Here is a 13,615-nt window from a genome sequence, read left to right on the forward strand (position 1 = left end):
GGTTGGCAGACCTGAAGGCTAAAAAAAAGCACCAAAGCAGTTCGCGCAGACAATTCATGCACCAAGTTGCACCTTGTCGGGATCAGCAGATTGATCCCGATGAGCCACTTTGGCGCACAAGGTTGGAACCTTTGCGCGAGTTTTGATTATTTGAGATAAGGTTTTGCTCGAATCCTGCCCAGCAACAGCGCAACGGCGCAGGCAGACGCACCACGACGTAGCAAAAGTTGTACCAGTCATTTGTACTGAACCTTCGCGCAAGGCTCATACTCGAACGATTCAGAAGCCACTTACGGAGATCCACCCATGGCCAGTATCAAGGCAAAGACTGCTCAAGAAATCCTGATGACCGATTTTCAGACTCTGGTCAGCGACACCGAACGCTTGCTGGAACACACCGCAACCTTGGCCGGCGATCAGGCTGATGAGCTGCGCGAGCAAATCCACGACAGTCTGCTGCGTGCCCGCGAAACCTTGAAAATGACCGAAGACTCCCTGCGTGAACGCAGCAAGGCCGCCGTTACCGCCACCGAAGACTATGTCCAGGCCAACCCATGGCAATCGGTCGGGATCGCGGCCGGCGTGGGTTTCCTGCTTGGCTTGCTGGCCACTCGGCGCTGATATGGCGATCGGCGAATCCGGCTCGTCCGCGACGGGCCCAAGCTCCTCACCGCGGCGCCTGGGTGCTGCGTTCCTTGGACTATTGCACAGCCATGTCGAACTGTTCGGCATCGAATTGCAGGAACAAAAAGCCCGCACGGTAAGCCTGTTGCTGTTCGCAGGCCTGGCGCTGGTTTTTGCCTTGTTGTTGTTGGTGGGCTTGTCGACGCTGGTGTTGATCCTGTTTTGGGACACCTATCGCCTGGCGGCCATCATCGGGCTTTGCGTTTTCTATACCCTCGCGGCCATTTTCTGTGCGATGCGCTTGAGAGCGGCGATTTTCGATGAGTCCTCGCCCTTCCACGGCACCCTGGAAGAGTTGGCCAACGATCGGGAGCGTCTGCTGCCATGAGCCTGCCTGAACTGCCTCACAACAGCTCGCGCACCGAAATGCGCAAGGCGCTGATTCGCCTGCGCATGGAAATGCATCGTCAGGAAATCCGCCATGAATCCGCGCAACTGCTGCAACCCTTGCAGCGCGTGCGCGGGATAACGCAAAACCTGCAGGATGGCTTCGGCATCAAGCACGCTCCACTCTGGGGCATGGCAGCCGTCACCTTGCTGGGTTTTCTGACGGGCAAGGGCGCCAAGAGCGGTGGCGTCAGCAGCCTCACTCGACTGGTTCGTCTGGGCGCCACGCTGGGGCCATTGATCAAGCTGGTCATGCAAGGCTCTTCGCGTCACCACTAGGCCACTATCTGGCTGCATTCTTGCAACACTGGGATTGAACCTCTTTATCGAGGGGTTCAATCCTGCGTGCCTACCCGGTGAACAGGTTTTATCCAATAACAAGACCTGACCAAGGAGGCCTCGTGATCGACGGGCAACCGCTCGCCTGCTTTCAACCCTTCATCGATACCGCCACCGGCCGTATCGCTGGCGTCGAGGCCCTGGGTCGATTGCGCCAGGCTGACGGTCAACTGGCCTCGGTGGGGCCGCTGTTCGCCGACCCGCGAACGCCCGCCATCGCGCTGCGTCGTCTGGATCGCCAGATCCGCGATAACGCGCTGAGCCGTCTGCATGAAGCGCCCTCGGACTGGTTTCTGAGCCTGAACATATCGCCACGCTGGATCAACCGCTTGCGACAGGACCAGGCGCTACCGAGCCTCACGCAACTGAGCAGGCACAACGTCGACCCGCAACGCATTGTCTTCGAGATCACCGAACTGGGGGGCGATATTCAGCGCCTGGCCGACGTCGTGGCACGCTACCGACAGGCCGGCGCGCGGATCGCCATCGATGATTTTGGTGCCGGCTACTCTCAGCTTGATCGCGTACTCGCGCTGCAACCGGACATTCTCAAACTCGACATGCGCCTGTTCCAGGCTGCTGCGTTGGGTGGACCGAGCAGCGACGTGGTCAAGGCTCTGGCGCAAATGGCGGAGAAAACCGGTTGCTGGATCATCGCCGAAGGGGTGGAAACCGAGGCTCAACTGAGTTTTGCCCTGGAGTGCGGTTCGCGCTACGTCCAGGGTTTTCTGTTTGCCCGGGCGCAAGCTGGTTTCTTTGCCACGCACGCCTTTGTCGAGCGCTTCGCGCAACTGCGTCTGCGCTATGTTCAGCAGAAGCTGGCTGAGCGCGGTCGCCTGATGATCATGCGCCAGCAACTCAGCGAGCTGATGACTATCCTGCAAGCATGGGCTCAGGCCGAGGCGCCGCTCAGCGCCTTGCCACAACTGGATGCATTTCCCTGGCTGCTGCGCTTCTACCAATGCGACCGCCACGGCACGCAGCTGACGCCCAACCTTGAATGGCGCAACAACGGCTGGGAGGCCGACAATCGCTACGTGGGCCACAACTGGTCATGGCGCCCCTACTTCTATCACCTGCTGGCAGAGGGTTGGGATGAGCGAAGACTGACGCTCTCCAATACTTACCGCGATGCCACCAGCAATCAGTATTGCCTCACCGCCGGGCAATTTTTCGACCACGGCGAACGACTGCTGCTCATCGATATCGACGCCGCCGGGCTGTAAGAGCCGAGCTTGCTCGCGATGACGGCAGTTCACTCAATATTGCAGCGCCTGATACACCGCCATCGCCGGCAAGCCGTGCTCCTACAGGTGTGTGCTTGTTTTTCGCTTGCAGGTCCGGACGCGAACCCGGAAGCTTAAGCAATCAAACACCTGACGGAGAGAACCCGCCTTGGATTGGCAAACCCTGCTTACTCGCGAACGCCTCGGAAAGCCTCTGCACAGCCCGGAAGAACTCGGCCGCAGCCCTTTCCATAAAGACCACGACCGGATCATTTTCTCGGGCGCGTTTCGCCGCCTCGGGCGCAAGACCCAGGTCCACCCGGTCAGCAGCAACGATCATATCCACACGCGCCTGACCCACTCGCTGGAAGTCAGCTGCGTCGGTCGTTCGCTGGGCATGCGCGTTGGCGAAACCATCCGCAGCGCCCTGCCCGACTGGTGCGAGCCCAGCGACCTGGGCATGGTGGTGCAATCGGCCTGTCTGGCCCATGACATCGGCAATCCGCCCTTCGGCCACTCCGGCGAAGACGCTATTCGCCACTGGTTCCAGCAAGCCGCCGGCCGTGGCTGGCTGGATGCGATGAGCGAAGTCGAACGCAATGACTTCCTCAATTTCGAAGGCAATGCCCAAGGCTTCCGGGTACTCACCCAGCTGGAATATCACCAGTTCGACGGCGGCACCCGACTGACCTACGCCACGCTGGGCACTTATCTGAAGTACCCATGGACGGCAAAACACGCGGATTCACTGGGCTACAAGAAACACAAGTTCGGTTGCTATCAGAGCGAGTTGCCACTGCTGGAACAAATCGCCCATAAGCTCGGCCTGCCGCAACTCGAGGAACAGCGTTGGGCGCGCCATCCGCTCGTGTATCTGATGGAAGCGGCCGATGACATCTGCTACGCGCTGATCGATCTGGAAGACGGTCTGGAAATGGAGTTGCTGGAATACGCCGAAGTCGAGTCCCTGTTGCTGGACCTTGTGGGTGACGATCTGCCGGAAACCTATCGCCAGCTTGGCCCACTGGATTCGCGCCGGCGCAAACTGGCGATCCTGCGAGGCAAAGCCATTGAACACCTGACCAACGCCGCAGCACGGGCCTTTGTCGAGCAACAGGACGCGTTGCTGGCCGGCACGTTGCCCGGTGATCTGGTGGAGCACATGCACGGCCCTGCCAAGCGTTGCGTCTTGAATGCGAAGGACATGGCGCGGAAAAAAATCTTCCAGGACAAGCGCAAGACCCTGCATGAAATCGGCGCCTACACCACGCTGGAAATCCTGCTCAATGCCTTCTGCGGCGCGGCACTGGAACAGCATAACGGTCGAACGCCCTCCTTCAAGAGTCGCCGAGTCCTCGACTTGTTGGGTAACAATGCGCCCGATCCTCACGGCCCATTGCACGCCTCGTTTCTACGGATGATTGACTTCATCGCCGGCATGACCGACAGCTATGCCAGCGAAATGGCGCTGGAGATGACCGGTCGTTCGAGCCACTGAAGAGACCCGGGTGATCAGCCATTACGCCGCCTGCAATGGTTGATTTGCCTCTCAAACCCCAAGTGCACTCAACGTTCGCCGAATCCCCCTACAACATACGCTGAGCTAACTGATCGATTATTCGGTAACTTCGCGAAATAATCTCGCGTCTTTCAGTTCGACAGAAGAAGCGTGAATACTCCTATGTTCAAAGACGATCTACGCATCTTGCTGGTAGAAGATCACCCCTTCCAACTCCGGGCAACTCAATACCTGCTTGAGAGTTATGGTTTCACGCAACTGACCACCACCGACAGTGCCGATGGTGCCTTGAAACAAATGCTCAAGGCTGTGCAACCGTTTGATATTCTTTTGTGCGATCAATGTCTGCCCGATCTCTGCGGGCTTGATCTGGTCGAATTCGCCAGCCACCGGGGGATGATCAGACAGGCCATACTGTTAAGTAGCCTGACATCCGCCGAACTGGATGAACTTGAAAAAAAGGCCAACGAACACGGACTGCCATTGTTGGGATACTTGATAAAACCGCTGAAACAATCCGAATTTAGAAACCTGTTGACCTTGGCCTCATTGTAAAAAACCGCATAACAAACACACTAAAAACCCAGCCAAAACACAACTCAAAACTTGCAATTAAAGACTTCCAACCTCTCGACTAACTATCAACAACCTTTACCCTTCTTCATAAAAAACCTAGTTGATACGTAGTCCTATTCTTCTTCAGTTGTAGGATTGTTCCTATATTGCCGCTGCAGGTCCGTCAGCTCATGCGTCGTCTCAACTATCTGAGCTAAGGTGCGCGCTTTATTAGAGCTCGTATGGGATTTGATTATGAACTCCGTTTTTATTGTCGACGATCACCCTGTCATCCGCCTAACCGTCAGAATGTTGCTTGAACATGAAGGTTACAAAGTCGTCGGCGAAACTGATAATGGGGTCGACGCCATGCAAATGGTTCGCGAATGCATGCCTGATCTGGTCATTCTCGACATCAGCATTCCCAAACTGGACGGGCTGGAAGTTCTCGCCCGATTCAACGCAATGAGTACCCGCCTGAAAACATTGGTATTAACAGCACAGTGCCCAACACTTTTCGGCATTCGCTGCATGCAGTCCGGTGCATCGGGATATGTGTGCAAACAGGAAGACCTGAGTGAATTGGTCAGTGCTATAAAGGCCGTATTGTCAGGTTACAACTATTTCCCAAGCCAGGCCTTGAATCCTGTTCGCAGCGATGATGCACGTTTCGCCGACCTGGAACTGTTCAAGTCAGTCAATGACCGGGAACTGATGGTCTTGCAACTCTTTGCCCAAGGACGCACCAACAAGGAAATTGCCAAAGGCATGTTTCTGAGCAACAAGACTGTCAGCACTTATAAAAAACGCCTCATGCAAAAACTCAAAGCCAAATCCCTGGTTGAACTCATCGATATGGCAAAACGTAACGCGTTAGTGTGAGAGACAGGATGCCCAGTCGTATAAAGGATTATCTGACACTCATGGCCGCAGGTTTATGCCTGAACACCGCAGTGGCCGCTGCGCAGACCGTCAGCGAGAACTACACCCTGATGAGTCGCTCGATGGCCGGGCACCAGGAACTCCAACTGGATACATCACAACGACAATGGATTGAGCATAAACGGGAACTGATCCTTGGCACGTCAGCCCCGGACTACCCCCCTTTCGACCTGACCATCAGTGGTCACGACTACGAAGGTTTTACCGCCGATTACGCAGGTATCCTTGGTAAAACAACCGGTTTGCCCATCAAGGTTCTGCGCTTTGCGTCACGGGAGGCCGCGATCGAGGCACTCGAAAACGGCAAGATCGATTTGCTGGGGACCGCCAATGGATTCGAAGCTCACAATGCTGACATCGTACTTTCCAACCCCTACGCCGTAGACCAGCCGGTTCTGGTGACACGCGAAGGTGAAACCAGATCCTTGACCGATGGCCTGGCCGGCCTACGGCTGAGCATGGTGTATCACTATTTGCCGCTGGAGGAGGTCAAGGCGATGTATCCGGGGGCGATCATCACGTCCTTTCCGTCCTACCAGAATGCGATCAATGCCGTTGCCTTCGACCAGGCTGACGTTTTTCTGGGTGATACCATTTCCACCCATTACATGATCAACAAGGGGTATCTGAACAATATCCGCATGGCCAACTTCGGCAAACACGAAGCCCACGGCTTCAGCTTTGCGGTGCACAAGGACAACCCGCAGCTGCTCGCCATCATCAATGCAATGCTCATGGCCATCCCCACCAGCGAACGAGACAACATTGCCAAACGCTGGAGTGCCGACAGTGACATGCTGCTCACCGATCAAAAACTGCAGCTTACCCACAACGAGGAACGCTGGCTGGCGCAAAACCCGGCAGTACGTGTGGTGGTCAATGAGGCTTTTGCACCGCTGACGTTTTTCGACAGTGATGGCAACTTTCGTGGGGTTACCGCGGACTTGCTAGAGCTGATCAGATTGCGCACCGGCTTGCGCTTCGACGTCCGTCGCAGCCGCAGTGACGAGGAGATGATCGAGCAGATCAGGGACAACAAGGCCGACGTGATCGCCGCCCTGCTCCCCAGTGCCCAACGTGAAACGACGTTGAACTTCACCCGCCCCTATCTGCAAAACTCCTTTGTCCTGCTGACTCGCAAAGCCGCCGACAGCCCGGCAAGCCTTGCGCAGTTGCAGGACAAACACCTGGCAATCGCCCAAGGCAATCCTCTGGTGGATTACCTGCGCAGCGAGTTCCCGCGGATAAAGCTGATTGAAACCCCGGACACGTTCAGTGCCGTGGAGTTGCTGGCCGAGGGCAAGGCAGAAGGTGCGGTGAACTCACTGGTGATTGTCAACTACTTCATCTCATCGCAGCTCTTTGAGCAGACCCTACAAATCAGTACCACCATCGGCACCCGGCAGGCCGCGTTTTCCCTGGCCACAGGCCGGGAAGCCAAAGAACTGAACACCATCCTCGACAAGGCGCTGCTGAGCATTGCCCCGGAAGAACTGGGCATCATCAACAGCCGCTGGCGCGGCTATTCGGCGTCTTCGCAAAGTACTTGGCGCAATTATCACCGGCTGTTCTACCAAATCGTTATCGGTGCCGGAGTGCTGCTGCTGATTTCCGTTGCCTGGAACGCTTACATGCGTCGCCAGATAAAGCAGCGTCAGGCAGCCGAGCGTGCATTGAACGATCAACTCGAATTCATGCGGTCACTGGTCAACGGGACGCCTCATCCCATCTACGTCCGCGATCGCCAGGGACTGCTGCAAAGCTGCAACGACAGTTATCTGGAAGCCTTCTGCGCCAGACGTGAAGACGTGATCGGCAAAGGCGTCATGCAAGCCAACATGAGCAATGCATTCGAAGCCCGGGAATATCAGGCCGATTACCAGCGCGTCATGGCCGAGGGCAAACCGCTGATTCTCGATCGCCCACTGCACATCGGCGACCGCAGGCTGACGATTTACCACTGGATACTTCCCTACCGTGATTCGAGCGGTGAAGTACAAGGCATCATTGGCGGCTGGATCGACATCAGCGAACGGCGGCAACTGTTCGATGATCTGCGTTATGCCAAAGAGCGCGCCGATGAAGCCAACAGAGCCAAAACCACATTTCTGGCGACCATGAGCCATGAAATCCGCACCCCGATGAATGCGGTCATCGGCATGCTCGAACTCACGCTCAAGCGCATTGATCATAAGCACCCGGATCGCCCGGCCATCGATGTGGCGTACAACTCGGCGAAGGACCTGCTGGAGCTGATCGGAGACATTCTCGACATTGCACGGATTGAATCCGGACAGCTGAGCTTGAGCCCGGAACGGGTCAATCCCAGTGAAATCGTGGCCTCGGTGGTGCGGGTCTTCGATGGACTGGCGCGCCAGAAAAGTCTGCGGCTGCTGCTGGAATTTCGCCCTGCCAATCCGGGGTTTGATGTCCTGTTGGACCCGATGCGCTTCAAACAGGTGCTGTCCAACCTGGTGAGCAACGCCATCAAGTTTACCGAGCACGGCCAAATCAGGATCATCGTCGACCTGCAGCCGACCGCCGAGCCTGAGCGGGTCCGGATGCTGTTGCAGGTTCACGACAGCGGCATAGGGATCAGTGAACAGGATCAGCGGCGGTTGTTCGAACCTTTTGCTCAGGCCGATCACGCCGGGCAGTCAGCCAGAGGTGGTGCGGGGCTTGGGCTGGTGATCAGCCGCAGCCTGTGCGAAATGATGGGCGGCAGCCTGCAATTGAGCAGCCAGCCGGGTGTCGGCACTCACGTCGAGGTGTCGTTGCACTTGGCAACACTGCCATTCGTACAGAGGCCGGAGACGGCTGAAGCGCAAATCCGCACCACGACGATCCCCTTGAATGTTCTGGTGGTCGACGATCACCCCGCCAATCGCTTGCTCATGTGCCAGCAACTGGAGTTTCTGGGCCACCGATTCAGCGTCGCGCCGGATGGCCAGGCGGGATTTCAGGCATGGGAAGCCGAGCCGTTCGACCTGGTGATTGCCGATTGCAACATGCCGATCATGAACGGATACGAACTGGCCCGCGCCATTCGCCGACATGAACAAAAAACACACCGCCCGCCCTGTACCGTGCTGGGTTTTACCGCCAACGCACAACCGGAAGAAATACAACGCTGCAAACAAGCCGGGATGGACGACTGCCTGTTCAAGCCCCTTACCCTGACAGCCTTGAGTCAGTGGTTTGAAGGTATCAGACCAACCGTCCACGATCCCGCATTCAGCCTGCAAGGATTGCGTCTTTTGACCGGCGGAGATCCGGTATTGGACCAGCGATTGTTGACCGAACTGTTGAACAGCAACCGTCTGGACCGACAAGAACTGCTGGCGCTGTCTCCCTCCAAAGAACTTCAGCCATTTCTCGACGTCGCCCACAAAATCAAGGGCGCCGCCCGAATTGTCCAGGCGTCCCGGGTGATCGACAGCTGCGAGGCGATGGAAAAGGCCTGCCATGAAGTGTTCCGTCACGACGAAGTGGCTGATTGCAGCAAGGCTATAGAGCGCGCCCTGCTCGAACTGGAGCAAGCATTGCAGCAACAGATCGGTCAAAACGACAAAAGCAGAATGACAGAGCCTTAACTATGCTTGGACGCTGAGCAGTGCGTTAACCATCATGGAGAGACCTGCAATGCCCAGCCCACTGCGCCCGGATCAACGTCGGTTTCCTCTGCACGTCCATATCAGCGTGATGTTCACTTTCCTGCTGTTGCTGACGGGCGTGGTGCTGGGCCTTTTCAACTACCAGCAAACCACACAGATCATTCTTTCCAGCAGTGAAAAGCTCTTCAACCGCATCGAGCAGGACGTCCGTCTCGACCTGCACGCCACTTATGAACCAATTCGCCATCTGCTGACCCTGCTGGCGCAATACCCGGCGACCCAGGCACCTGACCTGGCGCAACGCCTGGCACTGCTCAAACCCTTCAGCCAGTCGCTCAAGGACAACCCCGACCTGGCCTCGTTGTATCTGGGCTATGGCAACGGTGATTTCTTCATGGTTCGGCCCTTGCGAACCCCCGAGCTGAAAACGCTCCTCAAGGCACCGGATACTGCGGCTTATCAGGTGTGGAGCATTGAGCGAACAGGCAACAGCGGTCAGGTCCGCTCCCAATCATTGTTTTTCGATCAGGATCTGGCCCTCATCAGCCGCCAGGACAACCCCGACGAAACCTACGATCCGCGAACCCGCGCCTGGTATGCCAACGCCCATAGCGACAGCGATCAGATCACTACCGAACCCTACATCTTTTTCTCCACCCACAATGTCGGCACTACCCTGGCCCGGCGCAGTGGCGAACAGGCTGTCATGGGGGCCGATCTGACCCTGGCGGAACTCTCCGCGACCCTGGCCAAACATGTCGTGACCCCCAATACCGAAATAGTGCTGTTCGATGCTGAAGGGGATGCCATCGCGTATCCCGACAGCCGCAAACTGATCATCGACGATCAGACTGCCCGCCTGATCAAAGCCGCCGACCTGAGCCCCAGTCTTGGCGCATTGCTCAACAACCCCCTCGCAGGCAATCGCCTGAATGTCGCCGGTCGTCAATGGATCGTTGCCCGCAGCAGCATGCAGGAAGGCGGCCCCCAAGGGCTGCAACTGGCGCTGCTGGTGCCGGAAGATGAGTTACTCGTCGATGCCTACCGCATGCGCTGGCAAGGCGCGCTGATTACCCTGGCCACGCTGTTGTTGTGCCTGCCGGTGGGCTGGCTGACCTCACGGGTTCTGGTCAAGCCCCTGCGCGCGCTGGTGCGGGAGGCCGATGCGGTTCGCAGTTTCGACTTCAACTTCCCGGCCTCGCGTCGCTCTCCCGTGCTCGAAGTCGACCAACTGAGCGTGTCGATGACGCGAATGAAAGACACCCTGGCGAGTTTTTTCCAGATCACCGACAGCCTGAGCGCCGAGACTCGCTTCGCCCCCTTGCTGGAACGGGTGTTGTTTGAAACCGTGAAAATCGGCCAGGCCCAGGCCGGTCTGATCTACCTGCGCGAAAGTGATGGCGATCGCATGGAACCCCATGGTCTGGTCGTCAACGGCACCTCACGGGCATTGTCGTCATTTGATCTTCAAGGACACGAACTCCAGGCTTCGCAAAGCCCTGCATGGCTACAACAGCTGTCGAATGCCGACAACATCGTCACCACGTTTGGTTTTGAACAGGCCGGGGATTTGCAAAAGGTGTTGCTTGCACTGGAGTGTCCCCGCGTTCATCTGATCGGTATTCGGTTACACAATCGTCATAACGAAACCGTGGGCCTGCTGATCCTGCTGCTGGCCGATACCGGCCAGCAGAGCGATCTGGAGAAACTTCGTCCGGACCGCATCGCGTTCCTCCAGGCCGTGTCCGGCGCGGCCGCCGTGAGTATTGAAAGTCAGCGTCTGCAAGCCAAACAAAAACAACTGCTGGATTCCTTCATTCAACTGCTGGCGGGTGCGATTGACGCCAAAAGCCCCTATACCGGTGGTCACTGCCAGCGAGTACCGGCGCTGACCCTGATGCTCGCCCAAGCCGCCGCTGCCAGCCAGGACCCGGCCTTCAGTGGCTATCAACCCAACGAAGATGAATGGGAAGCGCTGCACATCGCCGCCTGGCTGCACGACTGCGGCAAGGTCACCACGCCGGAATATGTAGTCGATAAAGCCACGAAGCTGGAAACCCTTAACGACCGTATTCATGAAATCCGCACCCGCTTCGAAGTACTCAAGCGCGATGCCTGGATCAACTATTGGCAAGCAATGGCCCTGGGCGGTAACGAGCAGCACCTGGCCGAACTGCGTAACACCACGCTGGCGGGGCTGGACGATGATTTCGCGTTCGTTGCCCGCTGCAACCTGGGTGGCGAGGCGATGGCCGAATCCGACCAGCAACGCCTGCGCAGCATCGCCCAACGCACCTGGACCCGAACCCTGGATGACCGGCTGGGCGTTTCCTGGGAAGAGAATCGGCGTCAGGCGCGGACCCCGGCACCGACACTGCCGGTCAGCGAGCCATTGCTGGCGGACAAACCCGAGCACCTGGTCGAACGGCCCGAAGCCGAACTGATTCCGCAGGACAATCCCTGGGGGTTCAAGCTCGATGTGCCGCGCTACAAGTACAACCGGGGCGAGCTGTACAACCTGAGCATTGCCCGAGGCACCCTGACCCGCGAGGAGCGTTACATCATCAATCACCACATGGTGCAGACGATTCTGATGCTCAGCCACCTGCCCTTCCCCGGCCACCTCGCCAACGTCGCGGAGATCGCCGGCGGCCACCACGAGAAAATGGACGGCACCGGGTATCCCAAACAGTTGAAGCGCGAAGAAATGAGTCTGCCGGCGCGGATGATGGCGATTGCCGATATTTTCGAAGCCCTGACCGCCGCCGATCGACCCTACAAGAAAGCCAAGTCCTTGAGCGAAGCGCTGGGCATCATGGCCACGATGTGCCGGGATGCTCACATCGATCCCGAGTTGTTCGGGCTGTTCGTCAACGCGCAAATCTACTTGCAGTACGCCAATCGATTCCTCGATCCCCAACAGATCGATGCGGTTGATCCGACAAGCCTGCTGGTCAAGGCAGGCCTGGCATGATCAGCAGTCGGTCAGACGCAGGAAAATCGCCGCCAATTGCTCGATTCCGGCCTGATCTTCAGCGCTGAAACGCGCCAGTTTCGGGCTGTCGAGGTCCAGCACGCCGACCAGGCGACCGTCTTTGACCAGTGGCACGACCAGTTCGCTGTTCGACGCGCTGTCGCAAGCGATGTGCCCGGGGAACGCGTGCACGTCCTCGACCAACTGGGTCTGCAAGGTGGCCGCCGCCGCTCCGCACACGCCTCGGCCGAACGGAATCCGTACGCAGGCGATTTGTCCCTGAAACGGGCCAAGTACCAGTTCTTCGTTGCGATTGAGGTAGAACCCGGCCCAGTTCAGGTCATCGAGCTGGTTGAACAGGAACGCAGAAAACTGCGCGGCGTTGGCAATGAAATCCCGCTCGTGCGCCAGCAATGACTCCAATTGCGCCCACAGCATGCCGTAGCCTTCGAGGCCCTGGCCGCTCTTTTGTAAATCGATCATGCCTTGTGCTCCAACAGCTTCAGCCCGACCCAATAGCGGGCAAATTGATACGCGCAACGTCCGTTGCGATTACCGCGGCCCGTGGCCCAGCGAACCGCGAGGATGTCCAGCTCTTCGTCTCGCTGCCACTTGAGGCCCGCCTTGTCGGCCAGTTGACCGATCCAGTGCTCGACGACGTTAAGGAAGTGCTCCTGGGTAAACGGATAGAACGACAGCCACAATCCAAAACGATCCGACAGCGCAATTTTGTCTTCCACCGCCTCGCTGGGATGGAGTTCGCCGTCAACGCGTTTCCAGTTTTCGTTATCGCTTTCCTTTTCCGGTACCAGATGGCGACGGTTGGACGTGGCGTACAGCAAGACGTTATCCGGTGCCTGTTCGAGAGAGCCGTCGAGCACGCTTTTGAGCACGCGATAATCGCCCTCGCCCGACTCGAACGACAGGTCATCGCAGAACAGCACAAAACGCTGGGGCAGCTTGGCGATCTGTTCGACCACTCGCGGCAAATCCGCCAGGTGATCGCGCTCGATCTCGATCAGCCGCAGACCGGCCTTCGCGTGTTCGGCCAGCAAGGCGCGAATCAGCGATGATTTACCGGTGCCGCGCGAGCCCCAGAGCAACGCGTGGTTGGCCGGCATGCCATCGAGGAACTGCTGAGTATTTCGCCCCAGTTGCTCCCGTTGCCGGTCGACACCGATCAGGTCGGACAAACGCATGTCGAGGCTGACTTCCAGCGGCAATAGAAATCCGCTGCGACCCTCGCGCTGCCAGCGCGCGGCAAGGCAATGATTCCAGTCGATCGCTTGCCGAGGGGCGGGCAGCAGCGGTTCGATACGGGCCAAAACGGCATCGGCGCGTTCAAGAAAAGCATTTAATCGGGAATCCACGTCTT

11 protein-coding genes are annotated in these 13,615 nt (G+C 57.8%); 9 read left to right on the top strand and 2 right to left on the bottom strand.

Annotation, left to right across the window (positions count from 1 at the left end; genetic code table 11):
• Nucleotides 1-306: 306 nt before the first annotated feature.
• The 9 genes from IB252_RS27925 to IB252_RS27965 all read left to right on the top strand — a co-directional run bounded on the left by IB252_RS27925 (nt 307) and on the right by IB252_RS27965 (nt 12,240).
• Nucleotides 307-621 (top strand): DUF883 family protein, encoded by a 315-nt coding sequence (locus IB252_RS27925; RefSeq protein ID WP_111452363.1) that lies wholly within the window; start codon nt 307-309, stop codon nt 619-621.
• Between the two features lies 1 nt (nt 622).
• Nucleotides 623-1,012 (top strand): phage holin family protein, encoded by a 390-nt coding sequence (locus IB252_RS27930; RefSeq protein WP_008145878.1) that lies wholly within the window; start codon nt 623-625, stop codon nt 1,010-1,012.
• Entirely contained in the window at nt 1,009-1,350 is a 342-nt protein-coding gene (locus IB252_RS27935; RefSeq protein ID WP_111452364.1) for a hypothetical protein, read from the top strand. Before IB252_RS27930 ends, IB252_RS27935 begins: the two co-directional genes overlap by 4 nt.
• 122 nt (nt 1,351-1,472) lie before the next feature.
• On the top strand, nt 1,473-2,636 hold the full coding sequence (locus IB252_RS27940) for an EAL domain-containing protein (protein WP_192410945.1): 1,164 nt from the start codon (nt 1,473-1,475) through the stop codon (nt 2,634-2,636).
• Nucleotides 2,637-2,805: 169 nt separating this feature from the next.
• Nucleotides 2,806-4,134, top strand: a complete 1,329-nt coding sequence (locus IB252_RS27945; protein WP_074878806.1) for a deoxyguanosinetriphosphate triphosphohydrolase — start codon at nt 2,806-2,808, stop codon at nt 4,132-4,134.
• Between the two features lie 183 nt (nt 4,135-4,317).
• On the top strand, nt 4,318-4,710 hold the full coding sequence (locus IB252_RS27950) for a response regulator (protein WP_149629247.1): 393 nt from the start codon (nt 4,318-4,320) through the stop codon (nt 4,708-4,710).
• Between the two features lie 255 nt (nt 4,711-4,965).
• Nucleotides 4,966-5,592, top strand: coding sequence for a response regulator transcription factor (locus IB252_RS27955; RefSeq protein ID WP_192410946.1), 627 nt, complete (start codon nt 4,966-4,968; stop codon nt 5,590-5,592).
• An 8-nt stretch (nt 5,593-5,600) separates the two neighbouring features.
• Nucleotides 5,601-9,245 carry a transporter substrate-binding domain-containing protein gene (locus tag IB252_RS27960; protein ID WP_192410947.1) on the top strand — a complete coding sequence of 1,215 codons (3,645 nt, stop codon included), beginning with the start codon at nt 5,601-5,603 and terminating at the stop codon, nt 9,243-9,245.
• Between the two features lie 49 nt (nt 9,246-9,294).
• On the top strand, nt 9,295-12,240 hold the full coding sequence (locus tag IB252_RS27965) for an HD domain-containing phosphohydrolase (protein ID WP_192410948.1): 2,946 nt from the start codon (nt 9,295-9,297) through the stop codon (nt 12,238-12,240).
• Here IB252_RS27965 and IB252_RS27970 read toward each other — a convergent pair whose 3' ends face one another.
• Together IB252_RS27970 and IB252_RS27975 are read right to left on the bottom strand one after the other, a co-directional pair.
• Nucleotides 12,241-12,723, bottom strand: a complete 483-nt coding sequence (locus IB252_RS27970) for a GAF domain-containing protein (RefSeq protein WP_111452370.1) — start codon at nt 12,721-12,723, stop codon at nt 12,241-12,243.
• Nucleotides 12,720-13,610: an ATP-binding protein gene (locus IB252_RS27975; RefSeq protein ID WP_111452371.1), complete on the bottom strand. Its 891-nt coding sequence runs from the start codon at nt 13,608-13,610 to the stop codon at nt 12,720-12,722. Before IB252_RS27975 ends, IB252_RS27970 begins: the two co-directional genes overlap by 4 nt.
• Between the last annotated feature and the right edge of the window lie 5 nt (nt 13,611-13,615).

The organism is Pseudomonas sp. PDM10, assembly GCF_014852295.1.
Classification (GTDB): domain Bacteria; phylum Pseudomonadota; class Gammaproteobacteria; order Pseudomonadales; family Pseudomonadaceae; genus Aquipseudomonas.

What these genes read in the sequence shown, in the direction of transcription:
- IB252_RS27925 (WP_111452363.1), top strand. Translation starts at nt 307, where the DNA reads ATGGCCAGTATCAAGGCAAAGACTGCTCAAGAAATCCTGATGACCGAT.
- IB252_RS27955 (WP_192410946.1), top strand. Translation starts at nt 4,966, where the DNA reads ATGAACTCCGTTTTTATTGTCGACGATCACCCTGTCATCCGCCTAACC.
- IB252_RS27930 (WP_008145878.1), top strand. Translation starts at nt 623, where the DNA reads ATGGCGATCGGCGAATCCGGCTCGTCCGCGACGGGCCCAAGCTCCTCA.
- IB252_RS27960 (WP_192410947.1), top strand. Translation starts at nt 5,601, where the DNA reads ATGCCCAGTCGTATAAAGGATTATCTGACACTCATGGCCGCAGGTTTA.
- IB252_RS27950 (WP_149629247.1), top strand. Translation starts at nt 4,318, where the DNA reads ATGTTCAAAGACGATCTACGCATCTTGCTGGTAGAAGATCACCCCTTC.
- IB252_RS27970 (WP_111452370.1), bottom strand. Translation starts at nt 12,723, where the DNA reads ATGATCGATTTACAAAAGAGCGGCCAGGGCCTCGAAGGCTACGGCATG.
- IB252_RS27965 (WP_192410948.1), top strand. Translation starts at nt 9,295, where the DNA reads ATGCCCAGCCCACTGCGCCCGGATCAACGTCGGTTTCCTCTGCACGTC.
- IB252_RS27935 (WP_111452364.1), top strand. Translation starts at nt 1,009, where the DNA reads ATGAGCCTGCCTGAACTGCCTCACAACAGCTCGCGCACCGAAATGCGC.